This window comes from Natrialba hulunbeirensis JCM 10989, from assembly GCF_000337575.1.
In the GTDB taxonomy this organism is placed as follows: domain Archaea; phylum Halobacteriota; class Halobacteria; order Halobacteriales; family Natrialbaceae; genus Natrialba; species Natrialba hulunbeirensis.
The window spans coordinates 29065-54899 of sequence record NZ_AOIM01000038.1 but is presented as its reverse complement, the minus strand read 5'-3'; the positions used below and the strand labels follow the sequence as shown (position 1 = coordinate 54899).

At 60.2% G+C, this 25835-nt stretch carries 32 protein-coding genes and 1 tRNA gene; 21 read left to right on the top strand and 12 right to left on the bottom strand.

All coding sequences use genetic code 11. The features are described from left to right. The first annotated feature begins 13 nt into the window (after positions 1 to 13). Together C483_RS19610 and C483_RS14830 are read left to right on the top strand one after the other, a co-directional pair. The gene (locus C483_RS19610) at positions 14 to 196 is read left to right on the top strand and encodes an RNA-protein complex protein Nop10 (RefSeq protein WP_006654180.1); all 183 of its coding nucleotides are present in this window, start codon (positions 14 to 16) and stop codon (positions 194 to 196) included. Between the two features lie 3 nt (positions 197 to 199). Then, a complete protein-coding gene (locus C483_RS14830) occupies positions 200 to 967 on the top strand; it encodes a proteasome assembly chaperone family protein (RefSeq protein WP_006654179.1) in 768 nt (255 codons plus the stop codon). Between the two features lie 105 nt (positions 968 to 1072). Here the strand turns inward: C483_RS14830 and C483_RS14825 are convergent, their stop codons facing one another. Further along, complete coding sequence (locus C483_RS14825; protein ID WP_006654178.1) at positions 1073 to 1852, bottom strand: DUF7839 domain-containing protein; 780 nt, start codon at positions 1850 to 1852, stop codon at positions 1073 to 1075. 294 nt (positions 1853 to 2146) lie between these two features. Here C483_RS14825 and C483_RS14820 point away from each other — a divergent pair, with 294 nt between their 5' ends. Beyond that, entirely contained in the window at positions 2147 to 3391 is a 1245-nt protein-coding gene (locus C483_RS14820; protein WP_006654177.1) for a digeranylgeranylglycerophospholipid reductase, read from the top strand. Between the two features lie 30 nt (positions 3392 to 3421). Here the strand turns inward: C483_RS14820 and C483_RS14815 are convergent, their stop codons facing one another. Beyond that, positions 3422 to 4207: an SDR family NAD(P)-dependent oxidoreductase gene (locus C483_RS14815; RefSeq protein WP_006654176.1), complete on the bottom strand. Its 786-nt coding sequence runs from the start codon at positions 4205 to 4207 to the stop codon at positions 3422 to 3424. A gap of 111 nt (positions 4208 to 4318) precedes the next feature. Between C483_RS14815 and C483_RS14810 the strand changes: the two genes are divergently transcribed. From C483_RS14810 to C483_RS14740, 15 genes are all read left to right on the top strand, one after another. After that, positions 4319 to 4780, top strand: a complete 462-nt coding sequence (locus tag C483_RS14810; RefSeq protein ID WP_006654175.1) for a universal stress protein — start codon at positions 4319 to 4321, stop codon at positions 4778 to 4780. 86 nt (positions 4781 to 4866) lie between these two features. Continuing rightward, positions 4867 to 5844 (top strand): ROK family protein, encoded by a 978-nt coding sequence (locus C483_RS14805; RefSeq protein WP_006654174.1) that lies wholly within the window; start codon positions 4867 to 4869, stop codon positions 5842 to 5844. 51 nt (positions 5845 to 5895) lie between these two features. Continuing rightward, on the top strand, positions 5896 to 7458 hold the full coding sequence (locus tag C483_RS14800) for an LVIVD repeat-containing protein (RefSeq protein WP_006654173.1): 1563 nt from the start codon (positions 5896 to 5898) through the stop codon (positions 7456 to 7458). 123 nt (positions 7459 to 7581) lie between these two features. Continuing rightward, on the top strand, positions 7582 to 7965 hold the full coding sequence (locus C483_RS14795) for a NifU family protein (RefSeq protein WP_006654172.1): 384 nt from the start codon (positions 7582 to 7584) through the stop codon (positions 7963 to 7965). Positions 7966 to 8107: 142 nt separating this feature from the next. After that, entirely contained in the window at positions 8108 to 8785 is a 678-nt protein-coding gene (locus tag C483_RS14790; protein ID WP_006654171.1) for a hypothetical protein, read from the top strand. Next, entirely contained in the window at positions 8785 to 9744 is a 960-nt protein-coding gene (locus tag C483_RS14785) for a homoserine dehydrogenase (RefSeq protein WP_006654170.1), read from the top strand. The genes C483_RS14790 and C483_RS14785 overlap by 1 nt, the downstream gene beginning before the upstream one ends. Positions 9745 to 9954: 210 nt before the next feature. Next, positions 9955 to 11217: a translation elongation factor EF-1 subunit alpha gene (gene tuf, locus C483_RS14780; protein WP_006654169.1), complete on the top strand. Its 1263-nt coding sequence runs from the start codon at positions 9955 to 9957 to the stop codon at positions 11215 to 11217. Beyond that, positions 11218 to 11526: a 30S ribosomal protein S10 gene (gene rpsJ, locus C483_RS14775; RefSeq protein ID WP_004215311.1), complete on the top strand. Its 309-nt coding sequence runs from the start codon at positions 11218 to 11220 to the stop codon at positions 11524 to 11526. A 272-nt stretch (positions 11527 to 11798) separates the two neighbouring features. Continuing rightward, positions 11799 to 12530 (top strand): rhomboid family intramembrane serine protease, encoded by a 732-nt coding sequence (locus tag C483_RS14770; RefSeq protein ID WP_006654168.1) that lies wholly within the window; start codon positions 11799 to 11801, stop codon positions 12528 to 12530. A gap of 143 nt (positions 12531 to 12673) precedes the next feature. After that, positions 12674 to 12745, top strand: a tRNA-Ala gene (locus C483_RS14765). Between the two features lie 168 nt (positions 12746 to 12913). Then, positions 12914 to 13153 carry a DUF7563 family protein gene (locus C483_RS20940; RefSeq protein ID WP_049912766.1) on the top strand — a complete coding sequence of 80 codons (240 nt, stop codon included), beginning with the start codon at positions 12914 to 12916 and terminating at the stop codon, positions 13151 to 13153. Beyond that, a complete protein-coding gene (locus C483_RS14755) occupies positions 13146 to 13424 on the top strand; it encodes a hypothetical protein (protein ID WP_006654167.1) in 279 nt (92 codons plus the stop codon). Before C483_RS20940 ends, C483_RS14755 begins: the two co-directional genes overlap by 8 nt. After that, the gene (locus C483_RS14750; protein ID WP_006654166.1) at positions 13421 to 13789 is read left to right on the top strand and encodes a hypothetical protein; all 369 of its coding nucleotides are present in this window, start codon (positions 13421 to 13423) and stop codon (positions 13787 to 13789) included. Before C483_RS14755 ends, C483_RS14750 begins: the two co-directional genes overlap by 4 nt. Beyond that, positions 13779 to 13979, top strand: coding sequence for a hypothetical protein (locus C483_RS14745; RefSeq protein ID WP_006654165.1), 201 nt, complete (start codon positions 13779 to 13781; stop codon positions 13977 to 13979). Before C483_RS14750 ends, C483_RS14745 begins: the two co-directional genes overlap by 11 nt. 112 nt (positions 13980 to 14091) lie before the next feature. Next, positions 14092 to 15744: a winged helix-turn-helix domain-containing protein gene (locus C483_RS14740; protein ID WP_006654163.1), complete on the top strand. Its 1653-nt coding sequence runs from the start codon at positions 14092 to 14094 to the stop codon at positions 15742 to 15744. Between the two features lie 811 nt (positions 15745 to 16555). On the opposite strand, the gene C483_RS14730 is transcribed toward C483_RS14740, so the two are convergent. Continuing rightward, complete coding sequence (locus C483_RS14730; RefSeq protein ID WP_049912762.1) at positions 16556 to 17575, bottom strand: hypothetical protein; 1020 nt, start codon at positions 17573 to 17575, stop codon at positions 16556 to 16558. 308 nt (positions 17576 to 17883) lie between these two features. Here C483_RS14730 and C483_RS14725 point away from each other — a divergent pair, with 308 nt between their 5' ends. Then, a complete protein-coding gene (locus tag C483_RS14725) occupies positions 17884 to 18141 on the top strand; it encodes a DUF7692 domain-containing protein (RefSeq protein ID WP_006654161.1) in 258 nt (85 codons plus the stop codon). Between the two features lie 7 nt (positions 18142 to 18148). Here C483_RS14725 and C483_RS14720 read toward each other — a convergent pair whose 3' ends face one another. After that, entirely contained in the window at positions 18149 to 18718 is a 570-nt protein-coding gene (locus tag C483_RS14720) for a MarR family transcriptional regulator (RefSeq protein WP_006654160.1), read from the bottom strand. Positions 18719 to 18865: 147 nt separating this feature from the next. Between C483_RS14720 and C483_RS20070 the strand changes: the two genes are divergently transcribed. After that, positions 18866 to 19132 (top strand): hypothetical protein, encoded by a 267-nt coding sequence (locus tag C483_RS20070; RefSeq protein ID WP_152419890.1) that lies wholly within the window; start codon positions 18866 to 18868, stop codon positions 19130 to 19132. A 31-nt stretch (positions 19133 to 19163) separates the two neighbouring features. Here the strand turns inward: C483_RS20070 and C483_RS14715 are convergent, their stop codons facing one another. The 7 genes from C483_RS14715 to C483_RS14685 all read right to left on the bottom strand — a co-directional run bounded on the left by C483_RS14715 (position 19164) and on the right by C483_RS14685 (position 24942). After that, the gene (locus tag C483_RS14715) at positions 19164 to 19562 is read right to left on the bottom strand and encodes a hypothetical protein (RefSeq protein ID WP_006654159.1); all 399 of its coding nucleotides are present in this window, start codon (positions 19560 to 19562) and stop codon (positions 19164 to 19166) included. Positions 19563 to 19710: 148 nt separating this feature from the next. Then, a complete protein-coding gene (locus tag C483_RS14710) occupies positions 19711 to 20880 on the bottom strand; it encodes a hypothetical protein (protein WP_006654158.1) in 1170 nt (389 codons plus the stop codon). Next, a complete protein-coding gene (locus C483_RS14705; RefSeq protein ID WP_006654157.1) occupies positions 20877 to 21158 on the bottom strand; it encodes a hypothetical protein in 282 nt (93 codons plus the stop codon). The genes C483_RS14710 and C483_RS14705 overlap by 4 nt, the downstream gene beginning before the upstream one ends. Next, on the bottom strand, positions 21155 to 21973 hold the full coding sequence (locus tag C483_RS14700; RefSeq protein ID WP_006654156.1) for a hypothetical protein: 819 nt from the start codon (positions 21971 to 21973) through the stop codon (positions 21155 to 21157). The genes C483_RS14705 and C483_RS14700 overlap by 4 nt, the downstream gene beginning before the upstream one ends. Then, the gene (locus C483_RS14695; RefSeq protein ID WP_006654155.1) at positions 21970 to 22512 is read right to left on the bottom strand and encodes a hypothetical protein; all 543 of its coding nucleotides are present in this window, start codon (positions 22510 to 22512) and stop codon (positions 21970 to 21972) included. The genes C483_RS14700 and C483_RS14695 overlap by 4 nt, the downstream gene beginning before the upstream one ends. Beyond that, positions 22505 to 24493: a hypothetical protein gene (locus tag C483_RS14690; protein ID WP_006654154.1), complete on the bottom strand. Its 1989-nt coding sequence runs from the start codon at positions 24491 to 24493 to the stop codon at positions 22505 to 22507. The genes C483_RS14695 and C483_RS14690 overlap by 8 nt, the downstream gene beginning before the upstream one ends. Positions 24494 to 24510: 17 nt before the next feature. Further along, complete coding sequence (locus C483_RS14685; RefSeq protein WP_004213756.1) at positions 24511 to 24942, bottom strand: hypothetical protein; 432 nt, start codon at positions 24940 to 24942, stop codon at positions 24511 to 24513. Positions 24943 to 25064: 122 nt separating this feature from the next. Between C483_RS14685 and C483_RS19605 the strand changes: the two genes are divergently transcribed. Continuing rightward, a complete protein-coding gene (locus C483_RS19605) occupies positions 25065 to 25259 on the top strand; it encodes a hypothetical protein (RefSeq protein WP_083860440.1) in 195 nt (64 codons plus the stop codon). An 88-nt stretch (positions 25260 to 25347) separates the two neighbouring features. On the opposite strand, the gene C483_RS19600 is transcribed toward C483_RS19605, so the two are convergent. Next, the gene (locus C483_RS19600) at positions 25348 to 25833 is read right to left on the bottom strand and encodes a type IV pilin (RefSeq protein WP_006654153.1); all 486 of its coding nucleotides are present in this window, start codon (positions 25831 to 25833) and stop codon (positions 25348 to 25350) included. Positions 25834 to 25835: the final 2 nt, after the last annotated feature.

Here is a 25835-nt window from a genome sequence, read left to right as displayed (position 1 = left end):
CACTACAGCGACAATGAAATCTGATATCCGGGTGTGTTCGGCGTGGCGCGAGCGACACGACCGCCCGCGATATACCCTTTCTGCGACGTGTCCGGACTGTGGCGCTGACACCGAAAACAGTGCCCCGGCACCCTTCGATCCCGAAGATCCTTACGGCGAGTACCGACGCGCTCTTAAACGTCGCCATCGCTGCTAGGGTATGGACGAACTCGACATCGACGCGGTCGCCGAACTCGACCTGGACGACCCCGTATTCGTCGAGGGGCTGCCGGGCGTTGGACACGTTGGAAAACTCGCCGTCGACCACCTGCTGGAGGAACTCGAAGGCGAGAGTACGCTCGTTCGACGGGTGTACTCCCGCGAATTCCCGCCGCAGGTGACCGTCGAAGACGGCGTTTCGGAGCTCACCTGTGCTGAAATCTACGCGGTATCCCCGCCGGAGGGACGCGATCTGCTCTTGCTGACCGGTGATCACCAGGCCCAGACGAACGATGGCCACTACGTGCTGACGAGTGCGTTCCTCGACATCGCCGAGGAGTTCGGCGCGTCCGAAGCGTTCGCACTCGGCGGGATTCCAACGGGCGAACTCATCGACGAGTACGCCGTCGTGGGTGCCATGACGGAGGAGTCGATGCGCGAGGATCTCGAAGAGGCCGGCGTCGAGTTCAGAGAGGACGAACCGGCAGGCGGTATCGTCGGCGTCTCGGGCCTGTTGCTCGGCCTTGGTGCCCGCCGCGGGTTCGAGTCGGCGTGTCTGATGGGCGAGACGAGCGGCTATCTCGTCGACCCGAAAAGTGCCCGCGCCGTGCTCGAGGTGCTAGAGGAGGTACTCGAGATCGAGCTGGATTACGAGACGCTCGACGAGCGTGCCGAGGAGATGGAGGACGTTATCGGGAAGATCCAGGAGATGGAACAACAACAGCAGATGGACGTGCCGACGGACGACGATCTGCGGTATATCGGCTGAGTCGTCGAGCAGAATTTCTGCTTTCCTGCTTTCCTGCTTTCGTGTTTTCTTGTGTGCAGTAGGAGTGGTACCGACTACTACTCATGGCTCGACAGCAGCCCAGCGTTACCCCTCGAGTACCTCGTAGGCCACATCCGCATCACGAAGCGCGTCCGTAACGCGCCCGACGGCATCCGTCGTCGCGATAGCGGTCACCTCGAGTCCGTGTTCGGCGGCGTCGGCTGCGACTTCGCCAACGGCGAACGTCACTGCGGGTTCGACGTCTGCCTGTCGGCAGGCGACGGTCGCCTCTACACCCGTTGTGACGACGATATCGGCGTCGTCACAGGCGTCGCGAACCGTCTCGTCGTCGATCGCACGGCTGCCACCGGTTCGAACCGTCGGCACCTGCAAAACCGTCACGGAGCCGGGTTCGAGTTCCATCACACCCTCGAAGCTCGTGACGCCGACGTCGGTGCCGGCTTCGGCGTCCGTGGTGGCGATACCCGTTGCGGGACCCTCACCGCCCGGAGTCGCGTGAAGGAGCCCGTCCTCGAGTGTCAGTGAGACGGTGTCACCTTCCTCGATCTCGGCGGCGGCGATGTAGGCGTCTTCGCTCATCGCACCGAGCACGTCACCGGTGACGTGGTCTGCGAAGCGACGCACGTCGTCTGCGGCGCGAAAGAGCCAGTCGACGCCCTCGCGAGTGACGCGGTAGCGCGACCGGCCTTCCTTCTCGACGAGTCCGTCGTCGACGAGATCGCGGATGTACTCGCTGACGGCCTGGCTCGTCACGCCGACTTCCTCGGCGATCTCCCCCTGGCTGACTGCGGGCTGGCGCTCGGCGATCTGTACGAGGATCCGAAATCGCGTCGCGGCCCGTTTGTTGTCGAGGACGTCGACCATACGCCCTCTTTTTTCCGAGGGGAGCAAAAAGGTACGCGGTCGACGCGCGCGACTGTCGGGAATGCGCCGGTCCGTTTCGCTGCCAGTCCCGCTGCATCGCACGTGGATCGCCACGTGAGACACAACAGATACCAGCAGTAGGCACCAATCACCAAGTACAGCGAGAACCCAGTACCAAGTACAGCGAGCAGCCTCGAGTAGCCGCTCTTGCGTTCGTAGCGGTGTGTACTCGAGTCCGGTCGCTCACAGCGACGACTGAACAAACTCATTAGGGTTCGAGAGAGTCACACGAGTATGACCGACCGCTACGACGTGGTGATCGCCGGTGCCGGGCCGGCGGGTGCCCAATGTGCCCGTGACCTCGCGACGCGCGGATACGACGTCGTCGTCCTCGAAACCGAATCCGAGGACGAGTTCCCGCGACAGAGCAACAAATCGACCGCCGGAACGTTCCCCTCGATGATGGCGTCGTTCGGCATTCCCGACGACGTCGTCATGCAGTACACCGACAGCGTCGTCCTCGAGTCGCCGACCGACCACTACGTGAAAGATCAGCCCGGCGCGGTACTCGAGTTCGCTGATTTCAAGCGCTATCTCGCCGAGGACGGCCAGGACGCGGGCGCGGAGTACTACTTCGAATCGCGCGCGACTGCGCCGATCATGGAGGGCGGTGAGATCGTGGGGATGACCTACAACGGCGATCAGGAGGTCTACGGTGACGTGATGATCGATGCGACCGGGCCGGCAGCGCCGATCGCGAAGAAACTCGGCGTGAGTGATCTCAAACGGGAGAATCATGCGATCGGCATCGAGTATGAGTTCGAGGGCATCGACATCGATCGCCCGGGCTTTGCGGATCTCCACGATGCGATGATGCTGCGTCTGGATCACGATATTGCACCGGGTGGCTACTCGTGGATTTTCCACACCGGCGAGGATACGGCCAAGGTCGGTCTCTGCTATATCCAGAACAACGGACACGACCGCTACGCACGCGATGGGTTCGCGATCGACGACTATCTCGACCACTGGCTCGACACCGATCCGCGGTTCCAGAACGCGACGCGGATCGAGGGCAAGCAACACCGCGGCTCGGCTCACATCCAGATGCCAGGGAAGATGCACACCGATCGGTTCATGGCTATCGGTGACACGGTTCCGACGGTCGATCCGCTCTGGGGCGAGGGGATCAACAAGTGCATGCAGTCGGGACGGATGGCAGCAGCAGCAGTCGATAGCTGTCTCAAACACGGCGATATCGAGCCATCAGCGGAGAATCTCGAAGTCTACGACACGCTCTGGCACCGCGAAGTCGCGCCGAACATGCAAAAACGGCTCTGGATGACGAAGCTGCTCTATCTCGCCGAGAACGAGCGCTACGATGAGTTCATGCAGAACCTGCGCCAACTCGACGACGATACGCTGGCAAAGGCAAATCGCGGGAACGTCCGCGCGATTGCAAACCTGTTCAGTCCGGGTGACATTCCGTTGCTCGCACGCTTTGTGAAACAGGAGTTTGGCTTCGGCGTCGGCTTGTGAACGGAGCGGGAATTTCTCGTATCGGTGCGCTTAGACGTGCTCCGGTAACCAGCCGCCGTCGACTTCGATATTCTCGCCGCTGATATACCCCGAGTCGGGATCGAGGAAGAACAACAGCGGCTGCACCAGATCGTCGAAGTTCGCCGGACGGCCACGGGGCAGTTCCTCCGGAAACTCGTCCGAATTCTCGACGACGTACGGCGAAATTGCGTTCACAGTCACGCCGTCGTTTTGCGTATCCGCAGCCAGCATTCGGGTAAACATCAACACGCCCGCCTTTGCGACGAAATACGGGAAGTTCACCGGACTCACGAGCCCCTTTTCGCTCGAGGCGTAGCCGACGTTGACGATCCGGCCGTACTCGTCGCCATCGGCAGCACCGTCGGTCCGATCACCCTGTTCTCCCCCACGCATCGTCTCCAGTGCCCGCTTCGAACAGAGGTAGGTGCCGTTGAGGTTCGTCTCCAGTACACGATTCCACGTCTCGAACTCGAGTTCGTCCCAGCGGCTGGGCGCGAAGTCGCCGACGTTGTTTACCAGTACGTCGACGCTCCCGAGTTCGGCTTCGACGGCGCTGAAGAGTCCGTCGACGCTCTCGGGATCGGTGATGTCTGCCTGGACCGTCATCGCTTCTGTGTCGCCGCCACCGCGGGTGCGAGCTTCCTCGGCGACCTCGCGGGCCGCCTCGGCGCTCGTGTGGTAGTGAACCGCGGTGTCTGCGCCGTACGCTGCCGTCGCCAGCAGGAGTTCCCGGCCGACACCGCGTGCGCTGCCCGTCACGAGAACGGTCCGGTTCTCGAGTGCGTGTTCGTCCATACGCCACTCTCGTCGAGAACAGGTAAAAAGTCGCCTGGGACACCGAACCAGGATGCGTCGCCGTCACGGGCGGCTCCTGAAGTTAAGTATCCCTCCGTACATACATGGGGTATGACACTGGAAACCGTCTTGCTTGCCGTCGGGCCTGGCGATGCTGACCGCAGCACCAAACTGGCAGAAACCGTCGTCGAGGTCGCGAAACCGGCCGACGCGACCGTCGTCCTCGGCCACGTCTTCACCGATTCGGAGTACGACGAGGTTCTCTCCCAACTCGAGTTCGACACCGAACTCGAGGAGGTCGACCCGAACGAGGTCGCCACCCGTCACTCGACGATTCGGGAACTGCAGGACGTGCTCGACGAACACGAACTCGAGTACGAGACTCGCGGTGCGGTTGGCGATCACGGGCCGACGATCGTCGAGTTGGCGACAGCTGTCGATGCCGACCGTGTCGTGGTCGGTGGGCGTCGCCGGTCGCCGACCGGCAAGGCGGTGTTCGGATCGACGGCACAGGAGGTGTTGCTGTCGGCACCGTGTCCGGTGACGTTCGTTCGCAACGACGAGGAAGCATAGCTCTCACCACCGCAACAAGAGAGAACAACTCGTCGCCGAGTACAATATGTGTAGTTAAGTAACGCGGCGGCGGTCATTCGAACAGGATGGTCTACTATGCGGGCGTCGATCTCGGCGCGACGAACGTCCGGGCGGCGATCGCCACGGACGACGGGGCGACGATCGGCGTCAGTCGAAACGCCACGCCACGCGGACCAACGGGAATCGACGTGACAGAGGGCGTCCTCCGGACGCTGCGCGAAGCCTGCGGCGACGCCGGTGTGACTCCCACCGATGTCGCTGCTGCCGGCATCGGCTCGATCGGTCCGTTCGACCTCGCGGAAGGTGCCGTCATCGACCCGGCGAACCTGCCGGACTCGATCGACCGCATTCCGCTCACCGGTCCGATCGAAAAGCTACTCGAGACGGACGAGGTACACCTCCACAACGACACCACCGCCGGCGTCATCGGCGAGCGCTTTCATGCTGACCGAAACCCCGACGACATGGTCTACATCACTATCTCCTCGGGGGTCGGTGCTGGCGTCTGCTGTGACGGCGAAATCCTCGACGGCTGGGACGGCAACGCCGGCGAGGTCGGCCACTGTATCGTCGACCCGCACGGCCGCCTGACCTGTGGCTGTGGCCACGACGGCCACTGGGAGGCCTACTGTTCGGGCAACGGTATCCCGAACTTCGCGAGACTCCTTGCGGACGACGATCCGACGATTGCGACCGACCTCCCGCTCGAGAACCCCGACTTCACCGCGAAGGACGTCTTCGAGTTCGCCGGCGAGGACGAACTCGCCGACTACGTCATCGAACAGCTCGCCCACTGGAACGCGATCGGCGTGACGAACGTCATCCAGTCGTTCGCACCGATCGTCGTCTCCTTTGGCGGCGCCGTTGCGCTGCACAACGAGGAACTCGTCGTCGATCCGATTCGTGAGCGCGTCTCCGAGATGCTGCTCAACAACGTGCCCGAAATTCGCGTCACCGACCACGGCGACGACGTGGTACTCGAGGGCGCGGTTGCGAGCGCGCTGACCAAGGGGACCGGCGACCGGCGGCATCTCGACGCCTGAGCCGGGTTGGCGAATGATTACTTTCTTGACCCGTGCGTCGCAATACCACGTATGCGTCGACGAGCCTTCCTCCACTCCGGTCTGACCGCCGGGGCCGGCCTCAGTGTCGCCCTGTCCGCGTCTTCGGTGTCTGCAACTGACGAGCACGCCCCCTCACACGCGACCGTCGCTACCGGTTCACGTTCACAGTCGAACATCACGACCACCAACCCCGACTCGTTTTCCGACGGGCCGGTCGAATCGACGCCACAGGACGCGTTCCCTGAGTCCTACGAACCAGTCGGTCGCACGTCGGTCGGCGGCGCGGCCGAAGCGGTCGTCGGCGACGACGGGCAGACTGCCTATCTCGCAACGGCGACGGGATTCGCAACTGTCGACATCTCCGACCCGACCGATCCGGAGGTACTCGCGCGCGAAGATTCTATTTCGGTCGACGGTGCACCGCTCACGGAAATCCTCGACGTGAAAGTTAGCGGCGACCGTCTGGTCGTCCCCGGGCCGGCGAACCTGGCCAATGACTCGGTCTTTCACGGCTTCATCTGCTACGACGTCAGCGATCCAGCAGAGCCTGTCGCCGTTACTGAGCCCTACGGAACCGACTATCACATTCACAACTGCTTCCTCGAGGACAACCTGCTGTACGTCGTCGCGAACAGCGAGGAACCCGCCGAAAACCCGCTCGTCATTTTCGACATCAGTGACGACACCGTCGAAGCGGTCGGCCGCTGGTCGCTACTCGAGTTCGAGTCCGGCTGGGAGGAGGTCCACTGGCTTCTGCGATACCTTCACGACGTCTACGTGCACGACGAAATCGCGTACCTCGCGTACTGGAACGCAGGAACCTACCTGATAGACGTGAGCGATCCCGCCGAACCGGCGTACATCTCCCACGTCGCCGAGACAGACCTTGAGGAGCAACAGGACATTCCGTTCGCTGGTGTGACGGACGCCCAGCAGGGGCTGCCGGGCAACGACCACTACTCGGCCGTCGACGACACTGGCACCCTGCTCGGGGTCGGCCGCGAGGCCTGGGCGACCGGCGGCGACGACCCCGACGGTCCGGGCGGAATTGACCTCTTCGACGTGAGCGATCCGAGCGAGCCAACCTACCAGGCGACGATCGAGGCACCACCCGCCGAGAACGAGGGATACAACGACGGTATGTGGACGACCGCCCATAACTTCGAACTGCGAAACGATCGCCTCTACTCCTCGTGGTATCGCGGCGGCGTGATGGTCCACGACGTCTCTGACCCGGCCTCACCCACCGAACTCGCCGGCTGGCGCGACGCCGAGGATCTGGGCTTCTGGACGGCGCGGGTACTCGAGCCCGGTGAGACGTTCGTCGCGAGCAGCACGGAAGCGATTCCGAGCGCTGACACCGAGGGTGCACTGCTGGTGTTCCCGGCGCAGGCGGACGACGCTGGGTCGGGTGGCGGGGATGGCAGTGGCGATGATGACGGGGACGGCGGCGGCGAAAGTGACACGGCTGACTCTATCCCAGGATTCACGGCTGCCGGCGTCGCCGGGGCGGCCGGCGTTGCCGGTGGCGCACTCGGACTCGAGATGCTTCGCCAGCGGTCTAACGACGCGGCGGAGTCGTCACGAGAGTGAGCCAGGTTTCGCGTCGAAGTCGGCGGGCTCTTTCGTGGATGTCCGCAAAACCCTCGTGATCGTTCCTGATCGTTCGGTTTTACGGTCCAAACCTATTCGTCGCTCGAGTTCCTAGAGCGGGTAATGAGTAACGCCGACGCCGACACTGACACTGAGACCGAAGCGTCGCTCCGCGAGCGCGTCGAGGCCTGGCTCACTCGCGAGATGCCGATCATCCAGATGCACGGCGGGACGAGCGCCGTTCGGGAGGCTGATCCGGAGACGGGCGAGGTCATCATCGAACTCGGCGGTGGCTGTAAGGGGTGTTCGGTCAGCGACGTAACCACGGGTAACATCAAGGCGGAACTGATCCAGTGGCCCGACATCGACGAAGTGACGGTTCGAGTCCCCGACGCACGCGAGAGTCTCGGCGGCCCGGACCAGGCCGAGTCCATCATGGGCATCGATCGGACTGAGGGCGGCCGCGGTGACTGGGGCTCGTCGAATCCCGGGAAAGACCACCTCTGAGGCCAGGTTCGTCGACCACAGCGGCGTGTCTCACGTTGGCAGGGTCGGTCAGTTTTGAGAATTCCTATACCCTTTTACGCTCGAGTTACGGAGTTAGTCACTATGACGACGTGTGGATGCCCGACCGCGGGAGGTGACGGTGATGGGTAACGAACCAATCGGCGGTTCGGACAGCGACCGCGACGCTGCAGCCAAGTCTGAGTCCGACGCGACAGCCAAGACAACAGCGGACGCCGACGCTGGCGCCGATGTCGAACCGCAAACAGAAGCGGAAACCGAAACCGGAACGGAAACAGAAACCGACGGCGGCGTTCGCCCCTACACCGTCCGCCTCGAACTCGTCGACGAACCCGGCGAGTTGCTCCGCGCGCTCTCCCCAATCTCGGACAACGGCGGCAACCTCCTGAGTATTCACCACGAACGCGGCAACATCACACCACGCGGGCACATCCCCGTCGAGGTCGACCTCGAGTGCCCACCGGAACGCTTCGACGACATCGTCGAGGGCCTGCGCGACGCCGGCGTCAACGTCATCCAGGCCGGCGCCGAGCGCTACGGCGAAGAGATATCCATCGTCTTCGTCGGCCACCTCGTCGAAAACGACCTCTCGGAAACACTCTCCCGGATCGAATCCGAGGCCGAGGCTGCCGTCATCGACCTCTCGCTCGCCGCTCCCGACGGCACCGACGCCACCGCCAGCGCCCGCCTCCGACTCGCCGTCGACTCCGGTCGGACCGACGCCGCACTCGAGTCCATTCGATCCATCGGAGCCGACAAGGACCTCACTATCGTCGAGCCACTGCTCGGAGGTGAGGCCTGATGGGGGCCAGCCGGCGACTCGCGATCCTCGGTGCGGGTGACGTCGGTCGCTCCGTTGCGGACCTTGCAAGCGAGTACGGCCACGAGGTCGTCGCGCTCGCCGATTCGACGACGGCGACCGTCGATCCCAACGGAATCGACGTGGCAGCCGCGCTCGACCGCAAACTCGGCGGCGACGAGATCGGTGCCGACGATCCGACGGTCGTCTTCGAAACCGACTACGACGTGCTCGTCGAGGCGACGCCGACGACGCTCGGCGACGCCGACCCCGGCTTCACGCACGCGAAACGCGCACTAGAGACCGACCACCACGTCGTCCTCGCGAACAAGGGGCCCGTCGCCGAGCGCTACGGAGAACTCCGGGAACTCGAGGCCGACAGCGCAGGTTCGATTCGCTTCGAGGCGACCGTCGGCGGCGCGATCCCGATTCTCTCGACTATCGAGGACTCGACGCCGCAGGCCGTCACCGCCGTCCGCGGCGTGCTCAACGGCACCGCGAACTTCATTCTTACCCGGATGGCCGCCGAGGGCCTCGACTACGAACACGTCCTCGCAGAGGCACAGGACCTCGGTGTGGCAGAGGCCGACCCGACGTTCGACGTCGACGGCACCGACGCCGCCCTGAAGTTCGTCATCCTCGCGAACGTGCTCGCCGACGGCGGCTTCTCACTCGAAGATGCAACCGTCGAGGGTATCCAGAACGTCCCCGGCAGCGCGCTCGACCTCGCCGCAGAGGACGGCCGAACCATTCGGCTCATCGGCGAGGCCACCCGCGACGGCGTCCGCGTCGGGCCGCGCCTCGTCCCCGAGAACGGCGCGCTCGCCGTCACCGGCACGCGAAACATCGTTCAGATTGAGACGCGCAACGCAGGCTCGTTGCACTCGAGTGGGCGTGGTGCTGGCGGCCCGGAGACGGCGACAGCGGTGCTTTCTGACGTTGGTCGACTGCCGCCGCTGTAGTGATCTACGTGGCTTGTAAGAAGCATTCGTGTAGCGGTCCGAGTGACTTTCGAGCGGCTTGCGAGTGATGGGCGGCAGGTGGCCAAACCGTGTGTACGAGACACAAACCGCAAGCAGGCGCGGGGTTCGACAGAATACGCTTTCGAAATGGTTTTAACCGCAACGAGACAAAGAGACCGATATAAGCGCCTCTGCGCGTGAGCTACAACAATGAGCGAACGACATCAGAACCTGGCCGTAATTGGTCACGTTGACCACGGGAAAAGTACGCTCGTGGGCCGCCTCCTCTACGAGACGGGGAGCGTTCCCGAGCACGTCATCGAACAGCACCGCGAAGAAGCAGAAGAGAAGGGCAAGGGCGGCTTCGAGTTCGCCTACGTGATGGACAACCTCGCCGAGGAGCGAGAGCGTGGTGTCACCATCGACATCGCCCACCAGGAGTTCACAACCGACGAGTACGACTTCACCATCGTCGACTGTCCTGGCCACCGCGACTTCGTCAAGAACATGATCACGGGCGCATCTCAGGCGGACAACGCCGTCCTCGTCGTCGCTGCTGACGACGGTGTCGCGCCCCAGACCCAGGAGCACGTCTTCCTGGCTCGTACCCTCGGTATCGACGAGCTCATCATCGGCGTCAACAAAATGGACGTCGTCGACTACAAAGAGTCGACCTACGATGACGTCGTCGAGGAAGTCACGCAGCTCCTCAAGCAGGTCCAGTTCAACACGGACGACGCCTCGTTCATCCCGATCTCGGCGTTCGAAGGCGACAACATCGCAGAAGCCTCCGACAACACGTCGTGGTACAGCGAGGAGACCCTCCTCGAGGCACTCAACGACCTGCCAGAGCCACAGCCACCAACGGACGCTCCACTCCGACTCCCAATTCAGGACGTCTACACCATCTCGGGTATCGGTACCGTCCCAGTCGGACGTATCGAGACCGGTGTCATGAACATCGGCGACGACGTCTCCTTCCAGCCAAGCGACGTCGGCGGCGAGGTCAAGACGATCGAGATGCACCACGAAGAGGTGCCAAAGGCAGAACCCGGCGACAACGTCGGATTCAACGTCCGCGGCATCGGTAAGGACGACATCCGCCGCGGTGACGTCTGTGGCCCAGCCGACGAGCCACCAAGCGTCGCCGAGACGTTCCAGGCACAGGTCGTCGTCATGCAGCACCCATCCGTGATCACGGCCGGCTACACGCCGGTCTTCCACGCACACACCTCGCAGGTCGCCTGTACGATCGAGTCCATCGACAAGAAGATGGACCCATCCAGCGGCGAGGTCGCCGAGGAGAACCCAGACTTCATCCAGTCGGGTGACGCTGCTGTGGTCACCATCCGCCCACAGAAGCCCCTCAGCATCGAGCCATCCAGCGAGATCCCAGAACTCGGGAGCTTCGCCATCCGTGACATGGGTCAGACCATCGCGGCCGGCAAGGTCCTCGACGTCAACGAGAAATAAATGCAGCAGGCACGCGTTCGACTCGCGGGCACGAGTCCAGACGACCTAGACGACATCTGTGACGACGTCCGCGAGATTGCGAACAACACCGGCGTCAACCTCAGCGGTCCGATTCCGCTGCCGACCAAGACCCTCGAGGTGCCGACCCGGAAGTCGCCTGACGGCGAGGGCACCGCGACGTGGGAGCACTGGGAGATGCGCGTCCACAAGCGCCTGATCGATCTGGACGCCGACGAACGCGCACTCCGACAGCTCATGCGCATCCAGGTGCCAAACGACGTTTCGATCGAGATCGTCCTCGAAGACTAAGTCAGCGTCTCACTGACGTCTGCTCGTCTGCGAGTCGATCACCGACCGACTGTGACGAAATGGGGTATCCCCATTGTCGTCGCGCTGCGTTTTCACTCACCGACTATCGGTTACTGATTTGTTCCTGCGTAGCTGCTGTACTCATCTCGGACCATCACGCAATAGCCACTCCCCACCAGAGCCCAGCCACCGAAACCGAACCAGCCACAGTCACTCACAGGACTGCCTGACCAGGCGTGCAGACTTTTATCGCGTCCTCCCGAAGAAACTGTATGGCGAACCGATCGCGGCCACGTCCTGGCGCACGCTCGCGTTCAGGATCGGCCTCCCGTTCACCCGAGACCGGTGCAAGCGCAAGCGCCTCCGGGTCCGCCGCCAGCGACGATCAGTCGAGTCCCATCTTCGAACTGCTCGTCATTTTCGGCCTGGTCTTTCTCATTCAGGCCATCACGGATCTCGTCGGCCTGATGACCGGGCTGTTCGTTCTCACCCTTCCGCTCGTTGAAAACCCCTGGACGATCGTGACCAGTGTCTACGCCCACGGCGGCCTCTGGCACCTCCTCTCGAACAGCCTCGCACTGGTCGTTTTCGGATGGCCAGTCGCCCGCGCAACCTCGCGTGTGCGCTTTCACACGTTCGTCCTCCTCACCGGTTCGATTGCCGGCATCTCACAGGTCCTTCTCAGCGGCTTCGCAGCCGCCGCACCGTTTGTCAGCGGCGACCCCGTCGGTGTCCTCGGCGCGAGTGGCGCGATCTTCGCGCTCCTTGGTTACCTCATCACTGGCAACCGACTCTCCGCCGGCTTCGCGTCCATCATCGACATCCCACAGTGGATGACACTCACTGTCTTCGTCGGCCTCGCAATTGTCGTCACCCTCACGACCGCCGCACCCGGTGTCGCTCTGATCGCTCACTTCACCGGCTTCCTGCTCGGCCTGCTCGCCGGGCGCACTCGTCTGTTACAAGTCCAGAGGGACTCGAGTACGCGCCGGTCTGTGGGTTGATCGAAACGGATGGAGACAGCTGCCGGCTGTCGGCTGTCGGCTGTCGGTTGTCGGTGGATCCGGACAGTGAGGCAGTGACTGACTGAAACGCTCTCCTCTCAAAACACAAGCTACAAATACAAACCCGAGTTAGAAACGTGCGAGGGCTCGTAGATCAGTGGTAGATCGCTTCCTTCGCAAGGAAGAGGCCTCGGGTTCAAATCCCGACGAGTCCACTGCGATTCTGTAACGTCTCGAATTGTTCCGATAGTCGCCGGTATAGCGACTGACGGGGAATTATGCAGTAGCGGTTTCTTCGTAGAAACCACCCCTCAGAACGGAGTGATTGCCAGCGCGGGATTCACCCGTACGCAGTCACGCGATTTCAGCGAAGGAAATCGGGGGTGGTCGGCGTGACGGTCGCACCGTGGCCGTCGGTCGACCACTCGACTTGCGAATACTGTGGTTCCCATGTTACCGATCGGTTTCGGCGCGTCTTCGGTGACGATCGCGACCGAGCCCACCGCTGCGGAGAGTGCGATTCGTACGCTCGACTGAGCCGCGGCTCCGCTGCTGGCGTCGATGTGCCGGTGCCAGATCCAGAAACGTCCGCCGGTCGCCACGGAGGTGAGACCGATGCCTGAACGGGTTGACCCGCGAAACCTCCCGTCTGGCTACTCGCCTGCATTCATCCAACTCTCCGACGGCCTGGTGTGCGTAGCGGACGCCACCGTCCGTGATTCAGGCTGGCTCGAGTTCACCGAGTGGTCCGGCACGACCGGTCTGGTGCCGCCGCGAGACTGCGGCCGGGTGAAGTTCATCGCGACAGAGCACGTCGACGACGAGCTACGTCGACGTATCGCGGACGCGGATATTCGCGCGGAGTACGGTCCAAAAGCGGAGGTGAGCCGATGAGCCGAACCGGTCTGCGAAAGTTCGGTGTGATGGCTCCTACGGTCGTTCGTGAGCCGACGCGAGATCGCGATAACATCCCAATCTGTCCCGAATGCGGCCACCCTGTTCCCAAGACGAAGGGGTCGCAGCGGATTGAGAAGCCAGACCTCGTGAACGTGGTTCTCGCGGCTTCCTTCGACGAACTCGTTACGTTCGGATGGTGCTGTGACCGCCACCCCTACGACATCGTATTGCCCATGCGGGCGGGTGGCTCCGATGCGGGCGCACTGCTCGACGGCTGGACCGGCGTCAAGCTGCGGTTCTCTGATGAGCACGTCCGCCACGTTCCGGTCCCGGAACGGGAGGTGAGCGAGCATGTCGAGTGAGCAGGCCACACTGGTCGACTTTGGGCCGGACCTCTCCGGTCTGACCGATGCCGAACGCGAGGCATACGTCGCCTGTCGAGAGAACGGCACCGGTGTTCGCGAGTTCGCCCGTCGGACCGAGCGCCGACCGGGGACGATCGGGAATCTGCTCGCTCGAGCAGAGACGAAGCTCGAGGAGGGAACGCGATGAGCCGACTCGTCGAGAGCAGTGAGTGTGAGCGCTGCGGTGAGTCGGTTGATGGGCTGCGCCGTCTGTGTGACGACTGTACGCGCGACGTTCGAAACGCGCGGGAGGGACCGCTGTGAGCGTCGACGCTGCCGACGATCCGGTGCAGTTCGATGATGTCACCGGATCTGAGTCCGATACCTTCCCGAAGCCGCGTGCGCACGGCGCCGCAGTGATGAACCATCTCGCCGACGTCCAGGAGCCGAACGCTGGTCGGAGTGCCGACCGCGGGACACTGTACGATCGATCGCTGTCCTACTGGCGCGAGCACGTCGGCGATCGTGACCTCGAGCCGCACGTGGCTGTCGAAGACTTCGAGGCAGACTGGCTGCCGTCAGGAGACTACGCGCTGGTCCTTACGTCGTCGCGATGGAAGGCCGGTACTGGCCGCGGTGACGACTATCGTGCGTACTACGAACAGCACCTGAAGCTCCGCGAATGGGGTTCAGAAGACGACAACGGCGAGCGTGACCTTCGAAAGCCGCCGCTCGCGTTACACGTCGAGATCATGCCCCAGTTTCGCGAAATGGTCTACAAGAGCGGTGATCCACTCGAGTGTCCGTACGGCGAGGGTACGCGGTTGCTCGCCTGGACAACGTGGGCGGAAGATCCGTTCGAGATGGAGCGTCGGATGTACGATGCACTTCGAGCGGTGTACGGCGCTGACGCGGTGGACCTTGACGATCGCGTCGACGACGCCCGTCGGCTTCCGAAAGCCGAGGCGCACATTCGGTTCCACATCGACAAGAAGAACGCGCTCGTCGAGACGCTCGACCAATCGAAGCAACTCATCGACTGGGGTGGAGAGTCCGAGATCGAAGCTCACCAGCGACGCCAGAAAGAAGGCTGGCTCGAGGCGCTCGTCGAGAGTGACCGCTGGCACCTCCTCGGGTTCGATCCGAAGCGCTACAGCACGGAGATGAAGATCTACCAGGCGAATCAGTGGCACAAGAAGCCGCGCAGTGATCCGTTCCATCACCCGAAGCTCGAGGCCTCGTACGCGGGTGTCGACCGCGGAGAACTCCCGCACGTTTCCGAATGGGACGAGGTACTCGACCACCTTCGGACGGTCGTCGCGACGCACGCACGATGGGCTGGAATCGAGCGGTCGGACCTCATCGAGGATGATTTCTTCGATGGGCCGATGTCACCGCCGTGGGACTTCGAGCGGCCGACAGGCCGGCGCGAGATGCTTCGCCAGCGATACGAAGACCTGGCGACGGACATCTACCGGGAAGCGCTGAAAGAGTCCACCACGGCCGTCTACGACATCTTGCGCGTCATCGCTGAACACGACGGTGCGACCTACGATGCACTCGAGGAGCGAACCGGGCTCGCGAGATCGACGATTCGGTACCACGTTCGTCGACTCGCTGAAACCGGTGTCGTCTCTCGTGAAGGGAATCCGGTCATGGTGTTCTTCGTCTCTCGCGTCGTCCTGGAGCGAGCACGCGAGATCCTACGGGAAGTCTACCCGGACGACACTGTCGAGCAGCAGGATGAACGCGCCAAAGAGCGCCGTGAACGCCGTGAGAGTGACGATAGGCAGCCAGCTACGGACGGCAGCGAGACCAGTGAGAGCGACAGTGAACCGGACTCAATTGGCTTCGAATATCTCGAGCGATTGAGCGCGTCGATTCACGACCTGGCGTACCTCCGCGATCGCGACCAGCTCGACGATCGCGACGTTCGGGTGCGGGCTGACGAACTTCCGCCGCCGTTGCGGTAACCCGTCGTCGGTCCGGTCTGCCCGGTGAATAGCTGCAGCATTCGCTTTCTCTCGTTTCTTTCACCCTTCTTTCCCGGTGTCATTACAGCACTCTTCAACAAACCCATTTTCTACACCGTATTTTACTTTCACCTGGGTGTTAACGGGCGGTCTGCGCAGATTTTGGGCCAGTTTAGCCGATTCGAGCGAACAATAGAACCGGTGAATTGCGGCCTGTGGTGCGTGAAATCGTCCGTATCATCGGTTGGTGTCGGTAACAGGGTTGTCGGGTACCCCTACGGTAGGTGCCCCTAAGGGGGCAGGGTAATTGCGCGGCGCGCAGAGCGCGCGCCGCGCTAGCGCAAAGATGGGGCGGCCGATTCCAGACGGTAGAGAAGGGGTAGCCCCACTGGTAGGATGGGGCAGGACCTCGATAACGTAGGTTGTCGGATGTGCCTACGAAGGTTTATTAGTGAAACAAAAACCAAACCCAGTGTCGTGCGACACCCCCCAAGACGACTTGCTGATTGTTTACGCGCTCTCACTACTTGTTCGAGAGCACAGAGGACCAGAGAAAGAGGAATGGACACTGAACCTTGCTGCCGAGATCGCGGAGCAACAGGGACTCACTGTTTCAGACGCTATTCGCCAATTTGAGTAGATGCGTCGCTAAGATGACAGCGCAAAAAATTACAGCACCCCTCACCCCTGTACGCTGTTGTTCCAGTTGAAACAGATGAAACAATGACTGGTATTGGAGTAGTTCTTTTTGTTGCGTGAGATCCTGCTGTTCTCTCCCCCTACAGTAGATTGAAATTACAGATTTTCTTGGTTATATAGATAGTTTATCTACTATCCAAAGTAGAAATCGGGATAAACAGGAGAGATTATTCTTGGACGGCCGTAATTGAACAAGCAATAGTTCTATCGTGGAAATAAAAATAAGAACGGTGGTTATTAAGAGAACCATTTGGGATAGAAACAAATCCCACCCACTAATTTGGAGGCTATCGAGAATCGGAGGAAAACTAAAAAGGAACGCTATGGGAATAACCACACCAGCCACTATTATCGCAATTGTGAGTTTTATGATCTGTACTATGTGAGGATCATAATCAATTAGTGTACGATAACTTTTGGTCCGAACAGACCCGAACTCAATCCTTAGCCGATTGACTACTGCCCGTATCGTGTATAATTCTTTGCCGGATAAAACCACGGGAGTGACAGTACTCTTATGCGGATTTGTAGGTGATGATATTCTATTTTCGTTCAGGTGCTCTACAATCGGATTGGTGTCATCTCTACTGAACACACCTGATTCGAGAAGATATTCGTCTGGTATGTCATCCTCATCTTGTTTCGTCAAATCCTTATAGAGTCCTCTATTAAACTGGTTCTCTGAATGAAAATAGTCATGCTGTAGTGCATCTAAACTGGATTTGAAATCTCTAATTATTTCCTTCAATTCCCGCACATCACATCTTGTCTCTAAGCGTAACGTACTGTAGTAGAGAATAGCCAAATGTGAATATATAATAACCACTTCTGAGTCAGATTCTTCTTTCAACTCCTTGGCTTTCTGAACAGCTTCATCAAAGTCCCCGCTGACTTGGTCGAAATCATCAGTATAGTCGTCTGGAGCTGTGTTTTCAAACGCATGAAACAGATCAGATAGCAATTGGTGATTATGGGCGAAAAAATCATTGAGTGATTCTCTCAATTCATCTGTTCTTTCTTCCCTTTTTTCACGCTCTATCGAATAAAGGACAGTACTGATTGCAATCACAAAGCCCACGATAGTTGCAGATATTTGAGCAAATGACGAGAAGAATTCCTCTGGAGATACCATATTAATAGCTAAATGTAGATCAATAAAGTAGTTTTCCACCCCTGTTTTCTGGAAGAGAGATCGTATAGAAACTTTCGATCAGAGGTAGATTATCGACTCTTCCTTCTCCCCTGGGGGTTGCACGTCGACAAAATCGGTTTCCCGAATATGCACACGAGATCGAGCAGGCCGTGTGCATATTCCGATTCGATCGACGCTGCGAGATGGGACTCTTCTCTGTTGGGCCGACAGGTTCCCCCGATTTTGGGCCGATATGGGCCGTTCAGTGAGTCGAAAAAACTAGGATATCGGGGGTCGTGTGTACGAGCATGCGAATCCGAACCGACGGTGACTATGCGTACCGACGAACTGCAATCGAACGCGCAGCGGACTTCTACGACTGCAACAAGACGAAAGCGGTCGTGAGTGCGTGCGATGACGTGCCTCATTTCGTCCGAGCTGCACGCCAGGTGCTCGCCCGTGATGATCTGACCCTCGAGCAGCGACGGGAGATTGCCGAGACGCTATCGACGAGAGCAGTGAGCTTCGAGATCGAGACGGAGATCGTCACCGCCACGGAAGAGTGAATTTGGGTCACTCTTTACTCTGAAAGATGTTCGTTGAGATGAGCCGTCCTACGAATCGATTTATCATCGCCTGCATTGGTGAAAGGAGTGTCATGATAACGCCAGTCAGAAACGAGCTGACAGCGATCACAATATAAACCGCAGGTGAAACAGATGAATCTTGAGTGAATCTGAGCGAGAACCCTACGAAAACCGCAAATACCACCACCGCTGTGAGGATCATGGCGAATCCTAAGATAGCGAATGCACCGGGAGTTGTCTTTGAATGTTCCTTGAGTAGATTTAGGAGGTCTACGTAGAACCTTCTGGCAGCAGTGATTCCCTCCGTGCTAGCTGGATTGTGTACATCAGAATTCCAAGCGAAGGTCGTTTGGTCTTTCTGTCGGTTAAGCCAGCCTTCGTCAACCATCTCGCGAGTATGGTTACTGATGGTCGTGGTCGAGCGTTCCATCTTTTCAGCAAGTTCGTTTTGTGTAAACTGGCGACCGGGATGAGCATATAGCAACTCAGCAATTTCAAAGAAGGTTTCTCCCTTCTCGTTGAATTCATCGCGAAACTCCTCGGGAACCCGAACCATACTATCTTATGAAGTATTCGTCTAACAAAAACGTTGACTCAAGGGTTTACGCTCATCAAGGGGGTGTTGATGAGCATAAACGGGTGTAAGAGGGCCTGTAAAAGGACTATTCGTTTTTTACACCTATCGAACATCTACCCATACGCAATGTCAAAACGACAAGGCAGTTCGCTGTTTCGTAAAAGATTGCAGAGTACGGAAAGGGATGCAAATGAGGGAAGACGGGGACAAATCAATCCTCAATTCATCTTAGGAGCGTTTGTGCTCATTGTCCTTGCTGGACCTTTGGCCACTATCGCTATTGACCTTCAATCAGCCTTTGCTTCGGCACCCGGCTTTTCCTGGCTTTCAGCTACCGTAATCGCGTTATTGATTGTTGCTGCGATGGTCGCAGCAGCGTTGGGGATTGAATAATATCTAACCAAGAAACCGCTATTCTCCCTGATTAGAAAATAGATTGAATCGATATTTTCGCTTGTTCGGTCCCACGGTGATCGCCACCGCCATGCCACCGGAGTAGCGGGAGATCGCACGAACGAACCATCTTGTCCTGGAGGATCGTCAGCCCCGATCGCCCATGTGGTCGGTAGACGACGAAACAGTACCAGCCATCGTGCCGACGTAGCTTCTCGTGATATTCGCGGTAGACCTTCCAGTTTCCGGGCTGGCCGTTCGAATGCTCGTGCATCGTCGATTTGATCTCGACCGGCGTGCCGTTGCCAAACTCGGCGTCGTGCCACGAACTGCGCTCGAGTTCGAACCGGCGCTTCGCAGCCATTCGTTTCTCGACGGCCGTGCCGAAGTGGTTCGCTCGCTTCGAGCGATTCACGCGGACCACGCGCATCGCGCGCCGATATATATACTCCTCCGCTGGTGGTGAGTCGAGCGCGGAGAGCGCTGCGATGGGCTACGGCGTCGCGGTCCTGACGGACCGCGCCGCCCATGGCTGTAGGGGGGTCGCTTCCGCTTTACAGGTAGACACCCCGACGCCGTCATGCAATCACCTGCTCGACGGTGTTAACCCAGTCTGCCTTTGTCCCGCCTTCGTCAATGTCGTTCCACCAATTCGAGACGGTAGCGTGGCTGTAGGGAACGAACTCGGCGGTTTCGCGCGCGGACATACCCTGTCGACGGCACTCTTCCATCGTCCATGCGGCGACGCGTTTCACGTCCTCCTCGGCGATTGCCTCGCCGTCTTTCTCGTCGCCTTTCGGTGCTTCCCAGGACCAGTCGGCTTCGTCCTGCGTGTGGAAGTTCCAGTCCGTTGGTGGGATGCCCTCAAGCGGTCGCGGATCGACGTCGACGAGCTTGCCACCCGAAACGCGGTCGGCGACGACAGCGGTCTTCTGCGAGGTCTTCTTGATGATGATACCGACACGCCAGAGCAGCGGGTGAATCGAACTCTCACCGTGGGCGATGTAGATGAGCGCACCGCCGTACTTGCGGATCTTGTAGACCAACGGCCCCATCTTCTGACGGACTTTGTGGCCGTCAGCGCCGGTGCCGCTGGCGTTCGTCGAGAACTCGTCTCCGATAAACAGCTTCGGCTGCTGGGGGTTGTTCACGGGATCGCCGTCCTGCTTGGCCCACTCCTCGAGTAGCGGGTAGTGTGGAATCCAGCCGTCTTCAACAGTGCCGTCGTCACGGACCCACCGATCGGTCCGGTCGAGCGTCCGGATGTTGCTCCCCACGAGGAGATCGCCGTCGACCCACCGTTCCCGGAGCTGGCCCAACAGCCCAGCAAAGTCGGTCTTGCCCGCGCCCATCTCGCCCAAGACGACGATGACGGGTGCCGGGCCGGCGACGATCTCCTGGAGTCGGGTCACGGCTTTGATGCCAGCGAGGTCGGCCTGCTGGCTTGGGTCACCGATGTAGTGCTTCAGCGTGAGCGTATCGCCGTTGTCGAGCGCGTTGCGGGCTGTCTCGCTCCCTTCGACGCGAAGGATGTCTCGGTTCTTGCCGACCGCCATGTAGTCTTTTGCAGCCTTCCCGTCCCACTTGTCCGGATCGTGGTGGATTGCGCGCATCGCCAGCTGACGGTCAACCTGTTCGTCGCGAACGAATCCGGTGTGCGGAAGTACCTCGTCGGGAGTGCGCTCGAGCTTTCCCTCCTGGTACTCGCGAAAGCCACCAACCGTGTAGTTGTCTTGCTCGTCACTCATGCTGACTCACTCTCGAGTTCCTGGATGATCTCTTGGGCGTCGATCTCCGCCTCGTCGAGTGCGTGCTCTATCTCCTCTCGCTGGCGTCGACGAATCGCGTTCGCGAGCATTCGGTTCTTGCGCTGCTCGAGTTCGGTCACCATCTCTCGACACTCCTCGGCGAGCAGCCGCTTCTCTGGCCGTTCAGCGTTGTACTCATGCTCGCGAGTCTTCGCTCGGTAGCGCTCGAGTTCGCTGGTCGTCAGTTCGAAGAGTCGTTGCTGGCCGTAGAATCTCATTGGTTAGTCCCTCCATCGGTTGCAGTGGCCTGTTCTGCGGCCTGTGCGCGCGTCTGTGGTGGCCCGCTGGTCGTGTCGATCTCGTGCTCGTCGGCGTACTCTTCGACGTACTGAGTAACGTCTTTGATCTGGTCGATATCACGGTCCTCGGCGTCGTTCTTGGCCGATTCGAACCGTTCCTTCACCGACGTTCGCGGATTCATCAACCCGCGCTCGTCGGCTTCTGCCTCCTCGTTGATCACGTCGCTCTGAATCTGGAGGCCCATCTTCGAGATGCGTCCGCGGAGTCGATTGTACTCAAGGAACGCGTCGACGAGGTCGCCGTGAATATCCTCGAGCATAGTCTTCGTCGTGACGAGCTTCGAGTCGGCCATCTGGCTGAAGTAGCACCCGCGTACGACCAGCTGGCTGGTGTCCTCGTGGTACGTGAACTCGCGTACCTCGTATGCTGTTTCGTCGTTACAGCGGTAGGGAGACGGCCCCTCGACGGTCTTCTCTGCCCATACCTCGGGTGCGACGTAGAGCTTCCGGCGGGTGTCCGTGACGCCGTTGATGTGGTACACTTCCTCCATGTGCCGATTGCGGAGCTTCCGGGCTCCGGTGACGAACAGCCCGAGCAGCGGCGGCCCAAGGAGCAACATTGCGGCGAAGATCCCTCGAGCGACCGGCGGCATGCCTGGAATCTCCGGTCGAATCCAGATGAGCGCAGCGCCGATCGAGACCGCGGCACCGGCGACGAGCAGCTGGCCTTCCGCGAGCAGGTAGGTGAGCCGGTCCGACCATCCGCCGAACGTGCCGCTGGTGTCTCCGTTCATGCCTCGATCACTCCGCTGTCTTCGCTGCGGATCACGTAGGCCGTCCCAAGCCCCGCCAGTCCGGTTGTCATAATGACGCCGGTGAAGAGGCCGGACTCACCGCCGAACGTCTCGAACGGGTTCTCTTCCTGTGCTTCCATCTCGGTGCCAAGCCTGACGGTCGTGCCCTGGACCGAGACGCCGACGGTTGACGCACCATTCACTTCGCGCACGGTCGTGGAGATCGTGCTCTCGCCGGTGTCGATCTCGAACTCCTCTTGCGGGACTTCGACCGCGCCCTCCTGGTCGACGCCAGCGAGCGCGTCGGAGACGACGACGGTGAACGGCCGATCGGCGTCGAAGGTGATCGTCGCGGTGCCGTCCTCGAGCTGGTAGTCGAGAATCCGAAGGTCGTCGCCGAACTCGACTTCGTACTCTGGCGTGGTGCTTTCGTTGCCGGTCTCCTCGGCGATCGCGGTGCCGCCCATGAAGCCCATGCCCATCGCGAGCGCCAGAGCTGCGAGCGTGGAAAACAGAAGAATCCGCCGCACGTCAGTCACCTCCGAACGGGAGCAGATTCGTGACGACACCAACGACGACCGCGATAGCTGCGCCGATGATTGCGATTCCAGCGAGCACCCCGCCGGTGGTTTCGAACGGATCATCGGGGAACGTGAGCCCCGGACTGCTATCGTCCTCGAGCGCCTCCTCGAGGTCGTCGACCTGCTCGCGGAGGTTCTCCATGCGTTCGATCGTTTCGTCTCCGTCTACCTCGGTTGGGTCGGCTACGTAGTCGATTGAACGGGAGTACTCGACGCTGGGCACGACTTCGACCGATTCGATAGCCTCTCCTTCGGCGAGATCGGTCGTTTCCAGAATCCATTGCTCGCCGTCCTCGACGGCCTCGGATACGTCTGCGACGTGGTCGGTCGTCTCACCAGTGACGACGATCTGCCAGCCGTCGTGTTCGTCCGGGTCGGTGATCGGTTCGGGTGCGCCGCTTCCCGTCCAGAGGATCACTTCGCCGTCGACGCCGGCTTCCGGTTCGTATTCGTCTTCGATCGAGATCTCGTCCTCGAGGCCGGAGACGGAATGGATCTCGAGGGCTTCCTCGCCGGAAAGCGTGGTCGTCTCGAAACCGTCGTCTACCGCGGACTCGTAGCCGAAGTACGCCATGCGGTAGTCCTCGGGTTCGAGCGTCATTCCGCTGCGAAGGTTCAGCGCTTCGCCGTCGAATTGCGGATAGAGCAGGCCTTCCAGTTCGTCCGCCTGTAGGTCTGGGTGGGAGATCGTGGCCCGGTAGCTTGCCGAGTCCGGAACGTTCGCACCGATCGCGAGGAGTTCCGCAGCGACTCGCGCCTGGTCGTCGCTGTCGCCGAACTCGTCGACGATGTCCTGCGACGAGAGCACGTCTGCAGGATCTATCGCACCCTGCTGGACGCCGTCGTACAGGTTGGAGACGTACGTTTGCACGTCGCCTCGAATGTCGGTGTACGCTGTCTCGACCACAGCGAGCACTTCGGACGTGATCTCGCCGGTGTCGAGAACCGTCGTCTCTCCGAGATCGCTGTGCTCTGCGACCAGCGAGTAGGAGTCGTCGGTGTGGATGCCGTACTCGTCCCAGTTCTGCGCCCACTCCGTTTCCACAGCCGCTCCAAACAGACTGTCACTACCCGACGTGTGGCCGAGTCCGATTTCCCAGAGCGGTTCGTCTCGCCCCTCCAGCTCGGTCGGATCTACCGGAAGGTCGACCTTCCACTCGTACATCACGAATTCGTCGTCAGCGGCGTCTTCAGTCTGTGACGCTTCGATCGGTCGAAGCCAGTCGATGTTCTCGACGTCTTCCTCTTCACTGGCGGTACTGAGCGCGAGCCCGCGTGTGTTTCCGGAGTCAAATTCGACGTGTTCGAAGACGCCGATCGACTCCTCAACGTCGAGTGTGAGCTGTTGAACGAGCGCGTTCAGGCCGGTGTTCCGACGCTCGACGATATTGATAACCGACCGAGTCGTCTGCTTGTCGAGTGCGTCGTGTGCGGCATCGACTGCATCTTCTTGGCTCCCTCCGTCGACGATTGCTCGCACTGCAGCCGCTCGAATTTCCTGCCAGGCGACGCGGCCGTACGGTGTGTCCTGGGGGTCGTCTGGCCCTAGGAACTCCTGTTCCATCTCGTTGACGAACGCTTCCCGGCCGTCTGCGACCGAGGCCGCCGCCTCGTAGAGCTGGTCTTCGAGCACGTCTTCCGGGTCGAGATCGGTGCCTGGCTCATGCCAGAGAATGCTGCCCGTTGTGACACCCGCCGCTGCTCCTGATGCAAGGTAGAACCCGATAGCAGCCGGAGGGATTGCTTGCACCTGACCGATCGGCGAGTATTTCGGTGCAACGCGGTCGCCGGCCGCGCCGAGGGTGATCAGTGCCCCGCCCGCGATCGCGCTGCGCTCGAGGAACCCGCGGCGACTCACCGGCTCCGAATCGTGGGCCGTGGGCGTGGGCTGTGGGCTGTCTGTACTCCGGGTTTCGTCGGTGGAAATAGCTGAAGTCATTGAATTCTGAACCTCGATTACTTGTAGGCGATCAGGTAGAACGCGGCCCCGTTGAGGAACACCGTGAACCAGCCGACGTACCACATCGTTTCCAGCGTGTGCGAGACGGCCGGTACGAGTGCCCCGAGCACGTTCAGAATCACCGCCAGGAGCATCACGACCGTCTCAACGTCGGTGTAGTCCTCCGGCGTGGTCTCGTTGGTCAGCCAGCCGATCACGAGCACACCAACGGAGATGATGAACGCGTACGTGATCTCCGTGCCGTGGGCTGCATACAGCGCGTCCGTCAGCGCGAAGTTCAGTGGCTCGCTGAACTCGAGCGTCCCGACCGCGCCGATCGAGAACGACGCCAGGACGAAGATCGGCGCGAGAATGCTGTCTGTAAGGTCGATACCGTCTTCCCTCCGGATCGAGTTGGGAACGTACTTCTGGGGTAGGCTAAGTGCCATACCTCCGCGGGTCAAACCCGCTCCCTCGAAAAACTCCGCAAAACCGTGGCACAGCCTTGGTCAAACCTTGGTCAAACCGATAGTCACCAACCTTTATACCAAGGCGGGTTGCCGCCAGGTGCATGGCGCTGAACAAACTACGGCAGTTGGATCAGAATTCAGCTGGCGTTACACTTCCGAAAGACGATCTCCGAATTGAGGGATTGCTTGACGAGAACGGTAATGTTGATGGTGAACACCAAATCCACGTTCGTCATATTGGCGATGGTGAATGGGCGCTTGAACTTGTTGAGGGGCATCAAAAACTAAGAAACTAAACCCAACAAACAGAGTTATAATCTGCGTTCTATACTATATTTCAAATAAATCGGTGTGGCTAGTTAGGATATAGTTGCGGTTTGACAATCAGTCAACACATTCGATTGTGAAGGACTGTTGTGCTGTTTCCGTTTCAGTGTCGTCTGGATCTTCACCGAGGTACGAGATTACATCAACTGTCTCTTCCGTGTCTTCATCTCCTGCACAGAGACCTTCTCCACCTTCGCCATCGGTAGCTCCGTCGTAAGATCCTATCGTACCTACTTCCTCCGTGTAATAATCGCCAAGACCACTTGCATCTGACCAGTCAGTGTTACTGCTCGAGAGTTTTACACCATCAGCGCTCTGCAAACTCGTCACTGACACTTCTACAGAAGATGTTCCGTCACCTTCGATATCTACTGCTGCGTTTGCTTCTTGGCCAATACTATCACCCATGTCCAGTACGAACGCCGCAATCACAGCCGCGAGAATAACGGTTATCGCGACCATAAGGATGACACCGATAACTGGTGAAACTGCGCGCTCTTCTTCGTCACCAATCAGCTTGGCTCTGTATTCTTTGAGGTTCATTT